At 70.3% G+C, this 20,522-nt stretch carries 15 protein-coding genes; 7 read left to right on the forward strand and 8 right to left on the reverse strand.

Annotation, left to right across the window (positions count from 1 at the left end):
• Nucleotides 1-59: 59 nt before the first annotated feature.
• The 4 genes from IEZ15_RS27770 to IEZ15_RS27785 all read right to left on the reverse strand — a co-directional run bounded on the left by IEZ15_RS27770 (nucleotide 60) and on the right by IEZ15_RS27785 (nucleotide 5,990).
• The gene (locus tag IEZ15_RS27770) at nucleotides 60-1,739 is read right to left on the reverse strand and encodes an LCP family protein (RefSeq protein ID WP_189279844.1); all 1,680 of its coding nucleotides are present in this window, start codon (nucleotides 1,737-1,739) and stop codon (nucleotides 60-62) included.
• A gap of 49 nt (nucleotides 1,740-1,788) precedes the next feature.
• Complete coding sequence (locus tag IEZ15_RS27775; protein WP_189279845.1) at nucleotides 1,789-3,597, reverse strand: LCP family glycopolymer transferase; 1,809 nt, start codon at nucleotides 3,595-3,597, stop codon at nucleotides 1,789-1,791.
• Between the two features lie 223 nt (nucleotides 3,598-3,820).
• Nucleotides 3,821-5,056, reverse strand: a complete 1,236-nt coding sequence (locus tag IEZ15_RS27780; protein WP_229846140.1) for an LCP family protein — start codon at nucleotides 5,054-5,056, stop codon at nucleotides 3,821-3,823.
• A 181-nt stretch (nucleotides 5,057-5,237) separates the two neighbouring features.
• Complete coding sequence (locus IEZ15_RS27785) at nucleotides 5,238-5,990, reverse strand: TIGR03089 family protein (protein WP_189279847.1); 753 nt, start codon at nucleotides 5,988-5,990, stop codon at nucleotides 5,238-5,240.
• A gap of 137 nt (nucleotides 5,991-6,127) precedes the next feature.
• Between IEZ15_RS27785 and IEZ15_RS27790 the strand changes: the two genes are divergently transcribed.
• The 3 genes from IEZ15_RS27790 to IEZ15_RS27800 all read left to right on the forward strand — a co-directional run bounded on the left by IEZ15_RS27790 (nucleotide 6,128) and on the right by IEZ15_RS27800 (nucleotide 9,739).
• The gene (locus IEZ15_RS27790) at nucleotides 6,128-7,465 is read left to right on the forward strand and encodes a peptidoglycan recognition protein family protein (RefSeq protein WP_189279848.1); all 1,338 of its coding nucleotides are present in this window, start codon (nucleotides 6,128-6,130) and stop codon (nucleotides 7,463-7,465) included.
• A 124-nt stretch (nucleotides 7,466-7,589) separates the two neighbouring features.
• Nucleotides 7,590-8,681, forward strand: coding sequence for a mannose-1-phosphate guanylyltransferase (manB, locus tag IEZ15_RS27795; protein WP_189279849.1), 1,092 nt, complete (start codon nucleotides 7,590-7,592; stop codon nucleotides 8,679-8,681).
• Between the two features lie 59 nt (nucleotides 8,682-8,740).
• On the forward strand, nucleotides 8,741-9,739 hold the full coding sequence (locus IEZ15_RS27800) for a DNA-3-methyladenine glycosylase family protein (RefSeq protein ID WP_189279850.1): 999 nt from the start codon (nucleotides 8,741-8,743) through the stop codon (nucleotides 9,737-9,739).
• Nucleotides 9,740-9,843: 104 nt separating this feature from the next.
• On the opposite strand, the gene IEZ15_RS27805 is transcribed toward IEZ15_RS27800, so the two are convergent.
• Genes IEZ15_RS27805 through IEZ15_RS27815 form a run of 3 tightly spaced genes read right to left on the reverse strand, consistent with a single transcriptional unit; the run spans nucleotide 9,844 to nucleotide 12,678 of the window.
• Nucleotides 9,844-11,172: a coenzyme F420-0:L-glutamate ligase gene (locus IEZ15_RS27805; RefSeq protein WP_189279851.1), complete on the reverse strand. Its 1,329-nt coding sequence runs from the start codon at nucleotides 11,170-11,172 to the stop codon at nucleotides 9,844-9,846.
• Nucleotides 11,169-12,125: a 2-phospho-L-lactate transferase gene (cofD, locus tag IEZ15_RS27810; protein ID WP_114249066.1), complete on the reverse strand. Its 957-nt coding sequence runs from the start codon at nucleotides 12,123-12,125 to the stop codon at nucleotides 11,169-11,171. The genes IEZ15_RS27805 and cofD overlap by 4 nt, the downstream gene beginning before the upstream one ends.
• 13 nt (nucleotides 12,126-12,138) lie before the next feature.
• Complete coding sequence (locus IEZ15_RS27815; RefSeq protein ID WP_189279852.1) at nucleotides 12,139-12,678, reverse strand: cysteine dioxygenase; 540 nt, start codon at nucleotides 12,676-12,678, stop codon at nucleotides 12,139-12,141.
• Nucleotides 12,679-13,383: 705 nt separating this feature from the next.
• Between IEZ15_RS27815 and IEZ15_RS27820 the strand changes: the two genes are divergently transcribed.
• The 3 genes from IEZ15_RS27820 to IEZ15_RS27830 all read left to right on the forward strand — a co-directional run bounded on the left by IEZ15_RS27820 (nucleotide 13,384) and on the right by IEZ15_RS27830 (nucleotide 19,281).
• A complete protein-coding gene (locus IEZ15_RS27820) occupies nucleotides 13,384-13,647 on the forward strand; it encodes a WhiB family transcriptional regulator (RefSeq protein ID WP_030927001.1) in 264 nt (87 codons plus the stop codon).
• Nucleotides 13,648-13,948: 301 nt separating this feature from the next.
• Complete coding sequence (locus tag IEZ15_RS27825) at nucleotides 13,949-17,758, forward strand: glycosyltransferase (RefSeq protein ID WP_189279853.1); 3,810 nt, start codon at nucleotides 13,949-13,951, stop codon at nucleotides 17,756-17,758.
• Complete coding sequence (locus IEZ15_RS27830) at nucleotides 17,755-19,281, forward strand: DUF5719 family protein (protein WP_189279854.1); 1,527 nt, start codon at nucleotides 17,755-17,757, stop codon at nucleotides 19,279-19,281. The genes IEZ15_RS27825 and IEZ15_RS27830 overlap by 4 nt, the downstream gene beginning before the upstream one ends.
• Before the next feature lie 53 nt (nucleotides 19,282-19,334).
• Here the strand turns inward: IEZ15_RS27830 and IEZ15_RS27835 are convergent, their stop codons facing one another.
• Nucleotides 19,335-19,763: a metallopeptidase family protein gene (locus IEZ15_RS27835; RefSeq protein ID WP_114244853.1), complete on the reverse strand. Its 429-nt coding sequence runs from the start codon at nucleotides 19,761-19,763 to the stop codon at nucleotides 19,335-19,337.
• 322 nt (nucleotides 19,764-20,085) lie between these two features.
• Here IEZ15_RS27835 and IEZ15_RS27840 point away from each other — a divergent pair, with 322 nt between their 5' ends.
• Nucleotides 20,086-20,463 (forward strand): DUF3499 domain-containing protein, encoded by a 378-nt coding sequence (locus IEZ15_RS27840; RefSeq protein ID WP_189279855.1) that lies wholly within the window; start codon nucleotides 20,086-20,088, stop codon nucleotides 20,461-20,463.
• Nucleotides 20,464-20,522: the final 59 nt, after the last annotated feature.

Raw genomic sequence — 20,522 nt, forward strand, 5'->3', positions numbered from 1 at the left:
GCGTGGGGGCCTTCCGATGTGCCGGAAGGCCCCCACAGTGCGTTGTGCCCCGTCCGGAGCTACCAGCCGAAGCCCGGCTGGATGTCCATGCAGGCCGTTTCGTCGTCGCCGTTGAGCGCCCGTGCGCTCTCCGGGGTCTTCTCCTCGGCCGAGGGCCCGTGATAGTCACCGTCCTCGCGCCAGTCGGCACCCACGGCCAGCGTGATGCCCGAGACGTCGGTCGACTTCTTCACCGCCGACAGCGGGATGCCGAGCGCCTTGGCGACCGCCTGGGCGTTGCCCTCCATGTCCACGGTGGGGAAGAGGATCCCGGTCCGCTTCGCCGCCGCGGTGTTCTGCGTGTCGATCGCGGCCTGGGTGAAACCCTTCCCGCTCAGCAGCTCCTTGACCGCCGAGGCGCGGCCCTTGACCGGGTAGTCGGTGTCGGTACGCGTTCCGTTGCGGACGGTCACCGGGATCTCGGCGGGGGACGCCGTGGGCTTCTTGGCGGCCGGGGCCTTGCGCTTGGACGCCTTGCCGTCGAGCGGGATGTCGTCGCGGACCATCTGGAACAGCTGGTCGGCTTCGACGGGCTTGGGGAGCACCCGGCCCTTGTTCACACCCGTTCCGTAGACGTTCGGCATCGTCGTCATGGTGATGCGCTTGGTGGGCGGCTTCTTGAGCTCCTCCGCGAGGTTGTACAGCTTCGTGACGCTGCCGAGGCCCTTGTCGCCCTTGTCGACCGTCAGCGCGTTGGTCGCCGCTTCGGCGAGGTCCGTCAGCTTGCCCGGGTCGGTGAGCTTGGTGCCCTTGCGCAGCTCACGGACCATCGAGTTCATGTACATGTGCTGGGCGTGGGTGCGGCCGAGGTCGGTGCCGTCCTCGAAGCCGTAGCGGGTCCGCAGCCACTGAAGGGCCTGCTTGCCCTTGATCTTGGTGGTGCCCTTCTCCAGCTTCAGCCCGGAGCCCTTGCCCGTGCTCGTGTGTGAGTAGACGTTGCCCTTGACGCAGACCGGGACGCCGCCGATCGCGTCGGCCATCGAGACCACACCGGCGAAGTCGATCATCATGAAGTGGTCGATGGTGATGCCGGTGAGCTCGTACCAGGTGGCCACGGTGCATCCGGGACCGCCGCGTCCGAGTGTCTCGTTGGTCATCTCCAGGCCCGTGGTCGCGGGGTAGACGTGCTTCGTCTTCGGGTCGGTGCACTTCGGGATCTTCAGCAGGGTGTCGCGCGGCATGCTGATCACCGACATGTTGCTGCGGTCGGCGGAGAGATGGAGCAGCATCTGCACATCGGCCAGCGGCGGTGCCCCGAAGGTGTTCTTGGCCCCGCCGAGCTTCTGGTTCTCCTTGGAGTCCCGCGCGTCCGAGCCGATGAGCAGGATGTTCAGCGGGGTCTGACCGGCGGCATTGGCCTTGTGTTCGGCCATCTTCTTGTCACCGATGTTCAGGTCCTCTTTCTTGAGGTTCCCGTTGAGGTGCTCGTAATAGAGGTAACCGGCGCCCGCGCCGCCGAGTATGAACAGCGCGAGAACCGCGGCGACCCAGCGCAGCACCCGGCGCTTGCCCTTCTTGCCGCGCCGCTTGGAACCGCCGCGCCGATGGCCGCTGTCCGCCGGGGCGGACCGTCCGCCGGACGCGCCGGAGTCCGGCCCCTTCCCCGGGGCGTCCTCGTAGAGCCCGTCGTCCCAGCCGAGTTGGCCGGCGTGCCGGACGCGTGGTCGCGTCCCCTCCCCAGGCGTACTGCTCCGTCCCACCAGGACCCCCCTGCTGCTCAGACTCGTGGTTTGGCGCAGTGACCCGGTGTCACTTGGCGCACTCTGCCTTGTCGGCGTTTGCCAGCGGAATATCTGCCGGCGCCTTTGCCGGTCCCGTGATGGGAACGCCCGTGCCCTTGAAGTCGCCGCCCAGCGTCAGCACCATCGCCTGGAGCCCCTCGGCGTCCGTGGTGCCCTTCTTCATGGCGGAGCCGGGCAGGCCCATCATGGCGGCCAGCGCACGGGCCTGGTCCGCCTGGTTCGGCGCGTACTCCAGCGTCGTCTTGTCGATCTTCGCCGGGGCGTTGGCCTTGTTCGTGGACTTGAGCACGCCCTGGTTGTTCTGCAGCCAGGCGACGGTCGTCTGCGCGGCACCGGCGATCTTGCCGCCGTTGAACACATCGACACGTACATCGGCCGCGGCGGCCTTGGGACCCTTGAGGAGCGCGTCCTGCTTGCTCTTCGCGGCCTTCTTCTGCGACTTCACCTCGGTCAGCGAGGTGTCCTCGCGCATCATGGCGAACAGCGGGTCGGCCTTGGGCTTGTTCAGTACGACGGTGATCGGTGTCTTCTCGGCCGGGTTGTCGAGCACCGGCACGGTGGTGAAGGTGATGTTCTTCGTGTTGACCTTGCCGAGCTCCTGGGCCAGCGAGGCCAGCTTCTTCCCCGTGCCGATGCCGGTGTCGACGGTGAGTGCCTTGGTCGCCGCGTCCGCCAGCTTGTAGAGCTTGGTCGGGCTGGTCAGGGTGTCGTTCGACTGCATCTCCCGGATCATCGAGGCGATGAACTGCTGCTGGATCTTGATCCGGTCCAGGTCGCCATGGTTGCCGAAGCTGTGCCGGGTCCGTACGAACGCCAGGGCGTCCTCGCCCTGGATCCGGTGCTCACCCTCCGGCAGGTCCAGGTGCGAGTCCGGGTCCTTGACCGGCTTGGCCAGACAGATCTTGACGCCGCCGACCGCTGTGGACAGCTCCTTCACCGCGTTGAAGTCGACCATCATGAAGTGGTCGACCTTCAGGCCGGTGATCTCCTTGACCGTATCCATGGTGCAGCCCGGGTTGCGGCCCTCCTGACCGAGGCTCTGGTTGAAGCGGACGTTCGGCGTACCCGGGATGACCTTCTCCGAGCCGTCCGGCTGTTTGACCTTGCAGTCCGGGATGTCGGTGATCAGGTCGCGGGGGATGCTCAGCGCCGTCGCGTTGGTGCGGTCCTCGGAGACGTGGAAGAGGATGTTGGTGTCGGCGTGGCCCACGCTGCCCTTGTCGCCGTACCCCTCGTTGCCCTTACCGGTGCGCTTGTCGGTCCCGATGATCAATATGTTGACCGGGGCGTCGTTGTCGAAGACGTTCTTGTTGCCGGCCCCGCCCACGTCGACGGTGTTCAGGTTGCCGTTGAAGTGCTGGTAGAGCGCGTATCCGCCCACCGACAGGCCGACCAGCACGAAGGCCATCGTGCCGCCCGTCCACAGCAGCGCCTTCTTGCGGCGCGCCTTGGGGGCCTTGCGGCTGCGGTGGCCCGTGTTCTCACCGGGGCCCGAACCCTCCTGGCCGCGCGAGCCATTGGCCGAACGGCGGCTTCGCTGTCCCGGAACCTCGCGGCGCGGGGCGGACTCATTCCCGTCACGGGCCGGACGCTGCCGCTCGCCACTGCCGTCACGGGCCGTGCCTCTGCGCTCGCCGCCACCGTCATGGACAGGTTTTCTGCGATTGGGAATACGCGGACCGGACGACTGGGAAGTGCTGGCCGAATCCGCTCCGGAATGATTCAGTCGCAGTTCGTAATCGCCGGTGTGCGGGTTGAGAACCCACTGGTCTGCGGGGTCGATTTCATCCGCCCGCCCACGGCCTTGCGCATCCACGGTTTCTTGAGTCCTCCGTCGGTGCCACGCGAGGCGCCTCCCCCGATCAGGCGCTCGATCTTTCGCTCCAGAAGTGCGCGGCCTGGCGGCCGGAAGCACTGGATCGCGTCACACTATCGGCCCGGTTCGGCGTCGAGCGACGAGCGTGACAAATTCCACGGTCCTTACAACTGGTCATTCTGCTCATTACACGCCGATCACCGACTTCTGCTTGGGAATTGCTTTACTGCTTGCACAGGTCGGCCGCCGCGTTGTTGCCCGAATAGGTCGGTGTGGGACTCGGTCCCGAAGCGTCCGGCGTATCGGTCGCGGCATTGTTTTTCCTGTTGTTCTTCTCGTCGTCACCCTTGAGCCGGTCCGCCGGGACCACGGCGACCGGGGTGTCCTCGCGCAGCCGCTTGAAAAGGCGTTCCGCATCGGGCTGGACGAGTTCGTCCCGGTTCGGGTCGGCGGCGTACGGCTGCCGGGGGACGGTCAGGAACTGCACCTTGTCGGTCGGTACCTCGCGCAGGCCGCGCACCAGCTCGTACAGGTCCTTGAGGCTGTCCAGGCCCGGGTCCGTGGTGAGCGCCTTGGTGGCCGCGTCCAGCACCGGGTAGAGACGGGTCGGATTGAGCAGGACGCCGTTGCTCTGCACCTTGTTCACCAGCGCGCCCAGGAACTGCTGCTGGCGGTCCATCCGTTCGGTGTCGCTGCCGTTGCCGATGGACTTGCGGGCCCGTACGTACCCCAGCGCCTGCTCACCGTTGAGCTTCTGGCGCCCGGCGGGGAGCTTCAGATGGGCGTCGGTGTCATCGACCGGCTTCTTCAGGCAGACCTCGACACCGTGCACGGCGTCGACCATGTCCTTGAAGCCGTTGAAGTCGACGACCATCTGGTGGTCGATCCGGACGCCGGTCAACTTCTCGACCGTACGGACCGTGCAGGCGGTGCCACCGAACTCGAAGGCCCAGTTGAACTGGGCGAATTGCTTCTTCGTGGCCGTACCGTCCGCTTTGTGGCAGACCGGGATCTCCACCATCAGATCGCGCGGCAGGGACATCGCTGTGACGCTCTTCCGGTTCGCGGCGAGGTGCAGCAGGATCGTGGTGTCCGAGCGCTGGCTGCCGCCGTCGTCACGACCGTACTTGTGGTTGTCGCCGGCCCGGCTGTCGGAGCCGATGAGCAGAATGTTCTCCGCGTCGTGCACCACGGAGGCGGGCCGCTCCCGCTCGTACACCTTCAGTTCGGCGGCCGCCGAAGTGTCGGTCCTGATGTTTCCGTCGAGCTTCCGGTACAGCCACCAGCCGGCGCCCGCGGAGGCCAGGACCACGAACGAGACTCCGAGTGCGGTCCAGCGCAGCCAGCGGCGCCTGTGTCCGGCGAGGAGCTCCGGGGTGGCGTCGGAGCCGTCCCCGGCCTGCGAGTTGCCCGTCACCGAGTCGTCGGAGTCGTCCGGCGGGCCGGCGCTTTCGCTCACGTCTGCGTCCATCCTTCACGTTCGGCGGCGCGCTGGGCCGCCGGTCGCAGGAGTAGACGGCTGAACCTCACGCTTGGTTGTGTCCCGAGTGGTCTGTACCGCCGATCATGTACCGGAGTTGAAGCGCAGCCCCGAGGACTCGACCCGGTATGGGCCGGACGAGTGGTCCTCAGGGTGCTTGTCATACAGCGGTGTTGGTGACCCGTTCACTCTCGACGCGCTTTGCCAGACCGTCCTCGCCCAGCTGCCCCAGATGCCGGCACAGGACCACGGACCCCCCGGTCACCAGCGGTGCGAAGAGCCCCGCGCTCAGGCCTTCCCAGGTGTCGTACGTACGTCCCGTCAGCAGCCGCGACCCGGCGGTCAGGCCGAGAGCGGCCGCATCCTCGCGGGCCCGCGCCAACAGTTGCGCCGCCGTCAGCTCGGCACCGCCCACCGCCAGTGCGGGGGCGTCCGGGTCCACGGGGGCGAACGGAGCGAACCGGTCGCCCTGGCTCGGCACCTCGACCGCGTAGTCCGCAAAACCCTCGGGTGCCTGCGGGAACCTGCCGCCCAGCGGGCGCAGTGCCAGAGCGACCCGCTCGCCGCGGCAGGCGCGCGCGGCCTCCAGTGTGTCCGGGCCGCTGACGACGAGGTCGGCGCCGGCCGGGTCGCCCTGCACATCGGCGATCACGCCGACCGAGGAACAGGCGAGCAGCCAGACCGCGGACTGCCAGTGCGCGGGCAGCAGAAGGGCGAGCCGGTCGCCGGGTTCCGCGGCGAGGTCGCCCTGCAGAAGGTTGGCGGTCTTGGCCACCCAATTGGCGAAGGTGGCCACCGACAGTTCGACGCGTTCTCCGGTGGCGTCGTCGTAGAAAGTGACCAAGGGGCGGGCCGGGTCCGTGGCAAGCGCGGAACGCAGCAGGTCGGCGGGGGTGCGGTCGGTGGCGTTCATCCGCGCAAGGGTACGCGGCGGTGCCGGGCCGGGTGGGGGCGACGGGCGCCGGGTACACCGGTTCGGCAGACGGCCCGTCAATTGTACGGAGATGTCCCGGTAGCCGGAGTTGTCGGAATGTGCCCAGGATCGTTTGTATGCGTGCCTTCCTTGCATCCTCGATCGGTGTCACCTGTGCGGCCGTTCTCGTACTGCTGCCAGCCGTGCCCGCGGGCGCCGTCCCCGACACCCACACCGCCCCCGCCGAGTCCCTCGAACCCCCCGATGCGCCGGGCTCGACGCAGTCCCTGCCGCTGTCGCCGCTGCCGGCACCCTCCGGCCGGGCCACCGGCGAACCCACCCGGACGGCCGAGGCCGGCGAACAGGGGCTGCCCGAGCGCGAGGTCCGTCCCTTCTCCATGGTCGGCGTCGTCTGGGACGACGTGGACACCGAGCTCCGCGGCACCGTCCAGGTCCGCACCCGTGCCCTCGGCACCACCCGCTGGTCGGGCTGGCAGGAGCTGGAGACGCACAACGCCGAGCACGCCGCGGACCCCGGGAGCGCCGAGCGCGAGTCCGGGACCGTCCGGGGCTCCACCGCCCCGCTCTGGGTGGGCGCATCGGACGGCGTCGCGGTCCGCGTACGCCCTCAATCCACCGACCCGCAGGACCGGAATGCCCCCGCCGTACCGCTGCCCACCGGTCTGCGCCTCGAACTCGTCGACCCCGGCAAGGACCCGCAGCCGCTCCGCGCGGCGGGCGCCGAGGCCGGGGATACCGGCGACGACCGGACCACACCGCTCGACGGGAGCGTGCTCCCCGCCCTGAGCAAGGCGCAGACCGAGGCACGCAGCGAGGCGGAGGCCGGACTCGCGCCCGGCGCCCAGCCGTACATCGGACCCCGGCCGCGCATCATCACTCGCAAGGGCTGGGGAGCCGACGAGAAGCTCCGGGAGCGCGCCTTCGTGTACACCAAGAGCGTCAAGGCCGCGTTCATCCACCACAGCGCCACGGGCAACAGCTACAAGTGCACCCAGGCGCCCTCCGTCCTGCGAGGCATCTACCGCTACCAGGTCAAGAGCGGCGGTTGGCGCGACATCGGCTACAACTTCGCCGTCGACAAGTGCGGAAACATCTACGAAGGACGTGCCGGCGGCGTGACGAAGGCCGTCCTGGGCGCGCACACGCGCGGCTTCAACAGCAACAGCACCGGCATCGCGGTGCTCGGAACCTTCACCAGTTCGAACCCTCCCGCCGCCGCGGTGAACGCCATCGCGAAGCTCACCGCATGGAAGCTCGGCCTGTTCGGAGCCAACCCGCAGGGCAGGACCACACTCGTCTCGGGCGGCGGGAACAAGTTCAAGAAGGGAAAGAAGGTCAAACTCGACGTCATCTCCGGCCATCGGGACGGCTTCGCAACCGAATGCCCCGGAGCGCGTCTCTACAAGAAGCTCGGCTCGGCCCGGACCAGCTCCGCCCATCTGCAGGGCCGCTGAACGCAACACCGCGGAATGCCGCTGCGGACCGCTGCGAGCTGCTGACCGGGGACGACCCGACCGGTCTGCATAAACTGGCCAGCCGAAACCAGGCCAGGCCCCACCAGGAAGCAGAGTCAGCGCTGTGACAGAGGCAAGAGAAGCGATCCTCCTGGTCGGCGGCAAGGGAACCAGGCTGCGCCCGCTCACGGTGCACACTCCCAAGCCCATGGTTCCGGCGGCGGGCGTCCCGTTTCTTACGCACCAGCTGGCGCGCGCCCGGGCCGCCGGGGTCGAGCACATCGTGCTGGCGACGTCGTATCTGGCGGAGGTCTTCGAACCGTACTTCGGCAACGGTTCGTCGCTCGGCCTCCACATCGAGTACGTCACCGAACGCGAACCGCTCGGCACCGGCGGAGCGATACGCAACGTCGCGTCCCGGCTCGCGGCAGGCCCCGACGAACCGGTGCTCATCTTCAACGGCGACATCCTCACCGGCCTCGACATCCGGACTCTGGTCGCCTCGCACACCACATCCGGAGCGGATGTCTCCCTCCACCTCACCCGGGTCGAGGACCCGCGCGCCTTCGGTCTCGTACCGACGGACGGCAGCGGCAGGGTCACCGCGTTCCTGGAGAAGCCCCAGACGCCCGAGGAGATCGTCACCGACCAGATCAACGCGGGGGCGTACATCTTCCGCCGGTCGGTCATCGACACCATCCCGGCCGGCCGGCCGGTCTCCGTCGAGCGCGAGACCTTCCCCGGACTGCTCGCCTCCGGCGCACACCTCCAGGGCATGGTCGACTCCACGTACTGGCTGGACCTCGGCACCCCGCAGGCCTTCGTACGCGGCTCCGCCGACCTGGTCCTGGGCCGCGCACCCTCCCCGGCCGTCCCCGGCCGGTGCGGCGACCAGCTCGTCCTGCCGACGGCCTCCGTCGCCGCCGATGCCAAACTCAGCGGCGGTACGGTCATCGGAGAGGGCGCCCTGATCGGCGAAGGAGCCCGGATCGACGGATCCGCGGTACTGGCCGGCGCGGTCGTCGAACCGGGAGCCGTGATCACGGACTCGCTGGTCGGAGCCGGTGCCAGGATCGGCAGCCGTACGGTGCTGACCGGCGCGGTCATCGGGGACGGAGCCCGGGTCGGCGCCGACAACGAACTGCGCGACGGCATCCGTATCTGGTGCGGGGCGGTCCTGCCGGACGCCGCGGTGCGTTTCTCGTCGGACGAATAACCGGGCACCCGCCACTGCGCTTACCCTCGACAGGCATCCCGACGACCGAGGACCTCACCGTGGCAGGACGATTCGCACCCCGCAGTGCCCCTCGCGCGGCAGTCCCCCACCAGGCGGCGGCTCCGGCGACGGACGCGCTGACCCGCGACTGGACCCCGCCCGGCCCGCTCGACCTGCGCCTGGTCCTCGGCCCGCTGCGCCGCGGCCCCGCCGACCCCACCTTCCGGATGACCCGGGACGGCGCGGTCTGGCGGGCCGGCCGCACACCCGCGGGCCCCGGAACCCTCCGCGTCACGGCCCGGGGCGGCCGGATCGAGGCGGCTGCCTGGGGACCGGGCGCACCCTGGCTGCTGAACGGGCTCCCGGCGCTGCTCGGCGCGACGGACGACCCGGACGCCTTCCGCCCGCGCCACCGGCTGCTCGCCCTGACCCGGCACCGCCGCCCCGGCCTGCGCCTGCTGCGCACCGGCCTGGTCATGGAGTCCCTGATCCCGTCGGTCCTCGAACAGAAGGTCACCACGGACGAGGCCTACCGCGCCTGGCGCTACCTGGTCCGCAAGCACGGCACCCCGGCGCCCGGCCCCACGGACCACGCCGCGTTCACCGCCCTCGGCCTGCACGTCATGCCGGACGCCCGCACCTGGTCCCTGATCCCGTCCTGGGAATGGCACCGCGCAGGCGTCGACGCCAAACGCTCGACCACGATCCTGCGCGCGGTACGCGTGGCCCGCCGCCTGGAGGAGGCGGCCGCCATGGAGCTCCCGGAGGCCATGGCCCGCCTGGAACTGATCCCCGGCATCGGCCCCTGGACCTCGGCCGAGACCCTCCAACGGTCAAACGGAGCGGCGGACGCGGTCACGGTCGGCGATCTCCACCTCCCCGGCATCGTCGGCCACGCCCTGGCAGGCAACAGAAACGCCGACGACGAAGAAATGCTGGCCCTCCTCACCCCCTACGAGGGCCAACGCCACCGAGCCACCCGCCTCATCCTGCTATCGGGCCACACCCCACCCCGCCGGGCCCCTCGAATGACCCGAGGCGACATCGCCCGCCTGTAACGGCACAGGCCCCCCAGCCCGTCCGGCGCTTGAGGGCCGGGCCCCGGGCCAGAGCCCCCGGTTCACGGAAGCGGCGGGCAGAAGAAACACCCACCCCCACCACCTCACCGCACCGCGACGAACCCCTCCGCATCCCGTCCGACCCGAGCCACGGGCCGGGTCGCCGCCCGCCCCACCGCGACCGCCCCCAACGGATCCCACGACCCCGGCAGGTCCAGCACCTCACGCACCACATCGCGGCAGAACATCGTCGACGACACCCACGCCGAGCCGAGCCGCTCGCCCGCCAGCGCCACCAGGAAGTTCTGGATACCCGCACCCGCGGCGACCACGAACATCTCGCGCTCCGCGGTGTCCCGCCGCTCGTCCCCGTACGTGTGGGAGCCGTCCATCACCAGACACGGCACCACCAGATACGGCGCCCGGCGCAGCACATCGCCCCGCCGCACCCGCTTCGCGATCGACTCCTCGTTCCGGCCGTCCCGGCGAAGATCCGCGATCCAGGCGTCCCGCATCGCGTCGAGAAGCCGGGTCCGCGACTCCCCGGACTCCAGCAGGACGAACCGCCACGGCGTCGTGTGGTGCGGCGCCGGCGCCGTCACCGCCGCGGCCACGGCCCGCCGCACCGCCCCAGGGTCCACCGGATCGTCGGTGAACTCGCGCACTGTACGCCGCAGGGTCACCGCTTCCCGTACCGCTTCCGACGTACCGAGCCGGAACATGTCGTCGGCCGCGACCCGCACCATCGCCCGGGCACCGCCCGCGGAATCCGTCGGGTCCACGACATGACCGAGCCCTCGCACCACGGCGACCGGCAGCCCCGAAGCCTTGCCCTTGACCAGATCACCGGCCGAGGCCAGCTCGTCGGCGGTGGCGACCACGGTCGCGCTCAGCGGATTGCCGTGCGCATCTGTGCCGCCGCGCAGATCGTCCAGCACCAGGACCCCGGCCGCCCCGATCGCGACATCGGTCAGACCGTTGCGCCACGGGCGCCCGAAGGTGTCCGTGACGACGACCCCGACCTCGACGCCGAGGGTGTCCCGCAGCCCGTCCCGGATGGCGCGCGCCGAAGCGTCCGGGTCCTCGGGCAGCAACAGCACCGTTCCGGCGGGGGTGTTCGAGGCATCGACCCCGGCCGCGGCCATGACGAGACCCTGTCGGTTCTCGACGATCCGCAGCGTGCCGCGGCGCGCCACCACCCGTACCGTCTCGGCGTCGATCGCCGCCTCCCGGTCGGTGGCCTCGACGATCCGGCCCTCCGCCTTGGAGACGATCTTCGAGGTGACCAGCAGGACGTCGCCGTCGGCCAGCCCCGGCTCGGTGGCGGCGATCAGCTTCGCCAGATCGTCCCCGGCCTGCACCTCGGGCATCCCGGGCAGCGCCCAGACCCGGTAGGACGGCGCCGGGGAAGAACCGGAGGCCTCGGCGCTCACGCCCGTACCTCCTCGGCCAGCACCAACGCCTGCCGGGCCATCTCCGCCGTCGCGTCGACATCGGTCATCATCAGCGGCACGGAACGGCAGCGGATGCCCGCGGCCTCCACCGCGGCGACCGCCCCGGCGTCCACCGTGTCGACGAGCCACCCGTCGAGCAGCCCGGAACCGTAGTGCGTGGCCACGGCCGAAGCCGTCGATTCGACGCCCACCGCGGCGAGTACCTTGTCCGCCATACCGCGCACGGGCGCGTCCCCGACGATGGGGGAGAGGCCGACGACCGGCACCCCGGCCTCGGCGATCGCCTCCCGGATGCCGGGCACGGCAAGAATCGTCCCCACCGAGACGACGGGGTTGGACGGCGGGAAGAGGATGACATCGGCCTCGGCGATGGCCTCCAGCACGCCCGGCGCCGGCTTGGCCTGCTCGGCGCCGACCGGCACGATCGCCTGCGCCTCGACCGAGGCGCGCAGCTTCACCCAGTACTCCTGGAAGTGAATCGCCCTGCGCTCGCCGTCCATGTCGACCGCTACATGCGTCTCGACCCGGTCGTCGGACATCGGCAGCAGCCGGACCCCCGGCTTCCAGCGCGCACAGAGCGCCTCGGTGACGGCGCTCAGCGGATAGCCCGCGCCCAGCATCTGCGTACGGACGATATGCGTCGCGAAGTCGCGGTCGCCGAGCCCGAACCATTCGGGCCCCACGCCGTAGGCCGCGAGCTCCTCCTTGACCTGGAAGCTCTCGTCCGTACGCCCCCAGCCCTGCTCCTCGTTGATGCCACCGCCGAGGGTGTACATCACGGTGTCGAGGTCGGGGCAGACCTTCAGCCCGAACAGATGGATGTCGTCACCGGTGTTGCCGATCACCGTGATGTCCGCGTCGGGCGCGGCCTGCTTGAGGCCACGCAGAAAACGAGCACCACCGATACCGCCGGCCAGAACCACAATGCGCATGTACAGCAGTTTGTCAGGCGGGTACGACATCCATGGCCGCCGGGGCGCATTGCGCGGTGTGCATCGGCATCTCGGTCAGACCCGGGTAGTAGATGTGCAGACTGACGGCTGGTTCGAGAGAGTCGTTGACCACTTCGTGCACATAGCCGGGCGCGAAGACGCGCTGCGCGCCCGATTCCAGCGTCCGCGTCCCGCGTTCGGTCTGCTCGGTCAACTGACCGTCCAGGACGGTCAGTACGCCGGAGGACGGGCCGTGGTCGTGGCGCCCGCTGCCCTGGCCGGGCACCCAGCTGAGCAGCCAGACCTCGTAACCAAGCGGGGTCTCTCCTGCTTGAGCGGAGCCGAGGGCTTGGGGAACGGTGCGCAGCCGGTGGTACCAGCGGGTGGTGGTGTCGTACCGGACGAGCGGTGCCCACTGCGCACGGTCGGCGGCGATGCTGCGGGCGAGTCCGACGAACTCGGCCACGGTGGAGGGGTGCTCGCGGGCCGGCTGGAGGAGGTGCTGGACCTCAAGGATGTCGCCGGCGATCTGAAGGTCGCTGTCGCTGTTCATGGAAACGGTGGTTCCTCGGCATGGGGGTGCATGTGCGGGTGTCTCGGAGACCGGAGACCGGAGAGCCGCGCAGGCGCAGAGAGGAAGCTCTACGGAGACGCTGTGCGAGAAGCTCTGCAAAGGAGGAGCTGGATCAGAGCCGGTGCCCTACGGCATCAACAGCTGTGACAGCTGGAACAGCAACAGCGCGCCTGGACAGCGGTGCGGAACCCACGGACGTGGGTGGCGTACATCGCTGCGGTCGCTGGCATGCAGTCAAGGAGACCGGCTCGATCCTCTGCTGTCAACCCAATGCCCGATTTGGGGGTAATGTTTCACCTCATCCGGTTACTGCAGGCGGGGAAAGGTTTGTGCAGTCGCCGCGGCGGAGATGTGGCGCATCAGCCGCGTCCCCAAACGTCGTTGGGGTCTCGTGACCCGACTGTGATCTTGATCGCTTCGGTGATCGAATCGAAACATGAGGGTGGCCCCGGTCGTCTCACTTGGTGAGAGAGGGGGCGCGGTGGGCCCCGTGGCATATGTCAGGTTTTTGGTGATTTGCACACTTTCCGCATACCCTTGGTTCCGGAGGGTGAATACCGGGGCCAATAGCAGATCTTCGCTTGACTGGCCTGGAGCTACACACTTGTAATTTCACTCGTGTCGTTCGGCCGCAATCAGTAACGGCTGCATCACGGGGACGCAAGAGACAGACGAGGGGCGCACATGACCGAGCTGTTCCAGCAACTGCTGGTCGAGGACGCGGACGAGGAACTCGGCTGGCAGGAGCGCGCACTGTGCGCCCAGACCGATCCCGAGTCCTTCTTCCCCGAGAAGGGCGGATCCACCCGCGAGGCCAAGAAGGTCTGTCTCGCCTGTGAAGTCCGGTCCGAATGCCTTGAGTACGCGCTTTCCAATGATGAACGGTTCGGAATCTGGGGCGGCCTTTCGGAACGTGAACGGCGCCGCCTGAAGAAGGCCGCCGTCTGACCGCGGACCACCGGAACAACAGAACACCGCGTACGAAGCGCGCACCGGCCGCCCACCGGACCGCGACCGATCATGGCCCGTCGCCTGCACACCCCGCAGGCGACGGGCCATCACTGTGCCCGCCGCTCCACCACCGCCCCGTCACGGCCCTCGTTCAACCGCTCGGCGGCACCGCGGTTATCCGTACCGTTAGTGTGGGGCTCCGTCCGAGACGCGCCAACGCCCCGACGGAGCGCGCGTGTACACCGATGCAGCCCCCGGGGGGACGCCCCCCGGACCCGGCCGGAGGGCCCGTACCTCGATGTCCGTGCACAGCCAATCGACGGCGCCGTACGCGGCTGCCGCCGCCCCAGAGTTCCCCCGGCATGTCGTCACCGCCGTGCTCGTCTCCCACGACGGCGCGCGCTGGCTGCCCGACGCGCTCGCCGGGCTGCTCGGGCAGGAACGCCCCGTACAGAACGTCGTCGCCGCCGACACCGGCAGCGCCGACGACTCCGCGCGGCTGGTCACCGAGGCCCTCGGCGCCGAACGGGTCCTGCACCTCGCGCGCCGTACGAGCTTCGGCACCGCCGTCGACGAGGCGACCCGCACGGCCGGCTTCCTCACCCCCGAGGACCTGCCGTACCTGAAGCGCCCCAGCAGCTGGGACCCCGTCAGCAGGTCCTGGCGCGACGACGCGTACGACCTGCCCGAACTGCCGCACGGCGAACCGGTGCAATGGCTCTGGCTGCTCCACGACGACTGCGCACCCGAACCCGACGCGCTCGCCGAGATGCTGCGCGTCGTCGACACCGACCCGCACGCCGCGATCGTCGGCCCCAAGCTCCGCGGCTGGTACGACCGCAAGCAACTGCTCGAAGTCGGCGTCTCCATCGCCAACAGTGGTCGCCGCTGGACCGGACTCGACCGGCGCGAGCAGGACCAGGGCCAGCACGACCAGGTCCGTACCGTGCTCTCCGTCTCCACCGCGGGCATGCTGATCCGCCGTGACATCTGGGAGGAGCTCGGCGGGTTCGACCGCAGCCTCCCGCTGATGCGTGACGACGTCGACCTGTGCTGGCGCGCGCACACCGCCGGACACCGGGTGCTCGTCGCCCCCGACGCCGTCCTCAGGCACGCCGAGGCCTCCGCCCGCGAGCGCCGCCCCATCGACTGCGCAGGACGTTCGGTCGCCTCCCCGCACCGTGTCGACAAGGCCGGCGCCGTCTACACGATGCTGGTCAACGCACGCGCCAAGGCCCTGCCCTGGGTGATGCTCCGGCTCGTCCTCGGCACCCTGCTGCGTACCCTCGCCTATCTCGTCGGCAAGGTGCCCGGCCAGGCCCTCGACGAGGTCGCCGGGCTCTTCGGCACCCTGCTGCGCCCCGGGCGGATCCTCTCGGCCCGACGCAGCCGCGGCAAGGGCGCTGTCGACCAGGCCGAACTGCGCGGCCTCTTCCCGCCGCCCGGCGCCACCGTCCGTGCCACCGTCGAGCAGGTCGCAGGAAACTTCGGCGGTGGTTCCGATGCCGACTCGAGCGGCTCACGGCACGGCGCCGTGGAGTCCGGTCCCGGTGGCGACGACGCCGACTTCCTGGAGATCGAGCAGTTCGCGCGGTTGAAGCGGATCGGGCGCAAGCCGGGCCCAATGCTCTTCGCCCTTCTGCTGTTCGTCTCGCTCGTCGCCTGCCGCAGCCTGCTCGGTGGCGGAGCGCTGGCGGGCGGAGCACTGCTGGCCGCGCCCGCCGACGTCTTTGAGCTGTGGGGCAGGTACGCGAACGGCTGGCACACGGTCGGTACCGGCGGCACGCAGACCGCACCGCCCTACCTCGCCGTCATCTCGGCCCTGTCCGCGCTGTTCCTCGGCTCGACCGGCTTCGCGCTCACGCTGCTGCTGGTCTGCTCGGTCCCGCTCGCCGGGCTCACCGCGTACTTCGTCTCCCGGCCGCTGCTCGAATCAAGGCTGCTGCGGGCCTGGGCGAGCATCGCGTACGCCTTCCTGCCCGCCGCGACCGGCGCACTGGCGACGGGCCGCCTCGGCACCGCCGTACTGGCCGTCCTGCTCCCGCTGATCGCCCGTGCCGCCGTCTCCGCGCACGGCATGCGCGCCGTCGGCGACGCCCGCGGCAGCTGGCGCGCCACCTGGGCGTACACCCTGCTCCTCACCATCGCGATGGCCTTCACGCCCATCGTCTGGCCGCTCGCCGTGGTCCTCGGCATCGGGGTGCTCGCACTGCGCCGCGACGACATCGCCGCGTACGGGCTCCGCTTCCTCGCCGCGATCGGCACCCCGCTGCTGGTTCTCGCGCCCTGGTCACTCACGCTCCTCACCAGCCCGTCCGGCTTCCTGAAGGAGGCGGGCCTGGAGATCGGTACGGGCACGGCCTCCGCACTCGACCTGCTCGGCATCAGCCCCGGCGGCCCCAAGGCCGCGGGCGGTGTGCTGCTGCTCGGCATCGTGTTCGCCGCGCTGGCGGCGCTGCTGCGCGGGGAGCGGCAGTTCGCGGTACGCACCGCGTGGGCGGTCGCGCTGGTGGCACTGGTCTTCGCCGCTCTCGCCAACGGCTCGGGCTGGGCGGGCCCCGCCACCCTCGTCTACGGCATCGCACTGATCGTCGCCGCGCTGGTCGGCGCGGACGGCGCACGGGTACGCGTCGCCGAGCTCAGCTTCGGCTGGCGCCAGCCCGTCGCCGTGCTGATCGCTCTCGCCGCGGGCCTCGCCCCGGTGCTGGCCGCGGCCGGCTGGATGATCGGCGGTGCCGCGGGCCCGCTGGAGCGCCGCGACCCGGTGCAGGTGCCCGCGTTCGTCGCGGAGGAGAGCACCACCCGCGACCAGCCCCGCACCCTGGTCCTCGGCGGCACATCGCCCGCCGCCGTCTCCTACACCCTGGTACGCGGCTCCGGCGCGCGGCTCGGTGACGCGGAGCTGGCCGAGGCGGGCGGCAGCAACAGCCACCTCGACAAGGTCGTCGCCAATCTGGTCGCGGGCTCCGGCGCCGACCAGGGCAGCCAGCTCAGCGGTTTCGCGATCCGTTACGTACTGGTACGGGACGGCGCTCCGAAGGAGATGAGCCGGGTCCTCGACGCGACCCCGGGCCTCAGCCGGCTGAGCCAGCTGGACGGCAGTGCGCTGTGGCGGGTCGACCGGCAGGTCGCCCGCGTCATGATCATCCCGTCCGGCGCCGACGACGAACCGCTGCCCGTGGGCTCCCTCCCCGTCGAGGCGCACACAAAGATTCCGGCAGGCGGCTCCGGCCGGGTGCTGCGGATCGCCGATGCCGCCGACCCCGGCTGGGAGGCCACGCTCAACGGGCGTGCCCTGACCCGGAAGACCGTCGACGGCTGGGCCCAGGGCTTCGAGCTCCCCGCCGAGGGCGGCACCCTGGACCTCACGTACAACACCCCGCTCACCCACACCGCCTGGATCTGGGCCCAGGCCGCGCTGGCCGTGGTCCTGGTGGTCCTCGCCCTGCCCGGCCGCCGCCGGGAGATCGACGACGACCTGCCCGAGGAGGCCATGGCAGTCCCCACGGAGCCGGTCGCGGGCGAGGGGCGTCGGGCACGCAGGCTGCGCGCGGCCGCCCAGGCGGAGGCGGAGACCGAGTCGGAGCCGGGCGGGAGTGCCGAGGCGGCGGAGGGGGAGTACATCCCCGCGCAGCAGACGGCCGAACCGCATCCGCAGCAGACCGACGACCAGGACGTGTTCGCCCCGCAGGCCGACAGCGGTCAGTACGCGGCGGTGCCGCAGCAGCAGTACGGAGAATGGGACGCGCAGCAGTACCAGGGCGCCGACTACCAGCAGTACCAGGGCGAGCAGTACCAGGACGGCCAGTACGGCACGCAGCAGGAGCACCAGGCGACCGCCGACCCGTACCAGCAGAACGCCTACGACCCGTACGGCTACGCGCAGCAGCAGCAACAGCAGCAACAACAACAGCAGTACGACCCGCAGGCCCAGTACGCCCCCCAACCCCCGCAGTACGACCCACAGGCTCCGTACGACCCCCAGGCCCACTACGGCCAACAGGGCGGCCGACAGGGCCAGTACGACCCGCAGAACCCCGACGAGAACCCCGCCCCGGGCCAGAACCCGTGGCCGACCGGTAACGCATCGCGAGGCGAGTCCGAGTGAAGTCCACCAGCCTGTCCCTCATCGCGGGCACCGTCGCCCTCGCCGCCGTCACCGGCTTCGCCGCGCTCACCGCGCCCGGCGACGGGGGCACGACGGAGGCGAAGGCCGCCACCCGGCTGCCGGTGGAACGGTCCAGCCTCCTCTGCCCGGCGCCCGGTCTCTCGGACCTCGCGGAGACGACATACACGTCGTTCACCCCGGCGGGCGGCAGCGGCGGCGAGGCCGGTACGGCCGAACTGAGGCAGTCCACGTCCACGACGGCCGACGACGCCACGGACAAGGGCGGGAACAAGGACAAGAAGGACAAGGCGAAGGCGGATCCCGGAAAGCCGGTCGTCTCCCTCAAGGAGCCAGGCAAGCCGGCCACGGCCGACGAGTCCGGCGCCGACACCCCCGCGCTGGTCGGCACCGCCACCGGCCGCCTGGCCCCCGGCTGGACCACCCAGCAGACCACCACGGTCGAGGCGGGCGGTGCCCGCGGCCTGCTCGGCGTCAGCTGCACCGCACCCGACACGAACTTCTGGTTCCCGGCCGCGAGCACCGCGAAGTCCCGCGAGGACTACGTCCACCTCACCAACCCGGACGACACCGCGGCCGTCGCCGACATCGAGCTGTACGGTCCGGACGGCACCCTCAAGTCCGATGTGGGCGAGGGCATCACGGTGCCCGCCCGGTCCAGTGTCCCGGTCCTGATCTCCACGCTGACCAGCAAGGTGGCCGAGGACGTGACCGTCCACGTCACCACCCGTACCGGACGCGTCGGCGCGGTCGTCAGGGCCGCGGACGAAGAGGCCGGCAGCGACTGGCTGGCAGCCTCGGCCGACCCGACGGGCACCCTGGTGCTCCCCGGTATCCCGGCGGACGCCACCTCGGTCCGCCTGGTGGCGTTCGCACCCGGCGACGACGACGCCGATCTGACGGTGAAACTGCTCGGCAAGACCGGCGCGATCTCCCCGGCCGGGCACGAGGACCTCCACGTCAAGTCGAGGATGACCGCGGGCGTCGACCTGAAGGACATCACCAGGGGAGAAGCCGGCTCCCTGCTGCTCACCCCGACCCGGGGCGAAAAGGACACCCCGGTGGTGGCCGCGCTGCGTGTGGTCCGCGGCAAGGGCGACGCGCAGGAGGTCGCCTACATCCCGGCGACCGGCCCGGTGGGCGCACAGGCGACCGCGGCCGACAACCGGGCCAAGGGCTCCACACTCTCGCTCACCGCGCCGGGCGCCACCGCCACCGTGAAGGTCACCGCCTCCGCGGGCAGCGGCGGCGGCGAACAGACCGTCAAGACGTACACGGTCAAGGGCGGTACGACGCTCGCGGTCACCCCGCCCGTACCGTCCGGGCTCAAGGGCGGCTACGCGCTGACGGTGCAGACGCAGTCGGGCGGCCCGGTCCACGCCGCACGCATGCTCGCCCTGCCGCAGGACGGCATCCAGATGTTCACCGTGCAGACCCTGCCGGACGACGACGGAACGGTCGAGGTACCCGCGGTCGAGCAGGACCTGTCGGTCCTGGACGACTGAGCGGGCGGGCGGTACGGGTGGGACCGGGCGCCGGCCCGCTCGTACCGCCGCTCCTACTCCTGCCCGTACCGCGGATCGACCGACTCCGGCGAAAGACCGAGCAGGTCCGCGACCTGCTCCACCACGACCTCGTGCACCAGCAGGGCGCGCTCGTCGCGGCTCTTGGTACGGATCTCGACGGGCCGGCGGTAGATGATGATCTGCGCGGGCCGGTCCTTCTCCGCCGAGACCGCACGCCCCAGCGGTACGGTCTCCTCCTGAGTCCCCGGCACATCGAGCACCATGAAGTCGACATCGGCCAGCTGAGGCCAGCGCCGCTCCAGCCGTTCCACCGAATCCTGCACGAGATCACGGAAGTTCTCCGCCCTGCTGGCCGAGAGCGGCACCTGGGGCGGGGCGACGGGCCCGCGCATGCCGCGGCCATGGCGGTCACGACGGTGTGGGCGCGGCTCGGACTGGTGGGGAGGTACGGGACTGTCCATCACTGACGCAGGGTAACTCTCTGCGGCGCACGTGGATCGCTGCTCCCTGACGGGGCGTCGACATGTCCAATCCTGAACAATTCGGCCAAACGGGAGCCCGATTCAGGCCCAGCTCTTGACCGTTGACCTCATGCTGAATGACAGCTTTTGTGCCGAATGGTGACCGCAATCGTTGCCGATACGGTCTGCGCCTCCGGGTTCCTCCGCAGGTCAGAAGGACTGCCCGGAAGGCGGTTGTGCCGGAGGTCACAGGGCGACACGGTGGGGTGACCTGAGGGAGAGTCGTCGCAGCCCGCTCAAGAGTGCGGTACCGTCCAACATCGTGAGCCCTGTACGTCGCTGTTCGCGCACCGCGTGCGGCCGCCCTGCCGTCGCGACACTGACGTACGTCTATGCCGACTCGACTGCGGTCCTCGGCCCGCTCGCCACCTACGCCGAGCCCCACTGCTACGACCTCTGTGCCGAGCACAGTGAGCGGCTGACCGCACCACGTGGCTGGGAGGTCGTCAGGCTCTCCGACCCCTCCGCTCCCACGCGCCCCAGCGGTGACGACCTCGAAGCGCTTGCCAATGCCGTGCGGGAAGCGGCGCGGCCGCACGACCGCGGAGCCGACGGCAGGGGCGGGGGCCCGCAGACCGCGGACCCGGCGGGGGTCGCTCGCCGCGGCCATCTGCGGGTGCTGCGCTCACCGGAGTCCTGAAGCACGCCGTGCCGTTCGGTGCGACCGGTCCGTGATTTCCCGTTCAAGTTTTCATGTAC

The organism is Streptomyces atratus (assembly GCF_014648655.1).
Taxonomy (GTDB): domain Bacteria; phylum Actinomycetota; class Actinomycetes; order Streptomycetales; family Streptomycetaceae; genus Streptomyces; species Streptomyces atratus.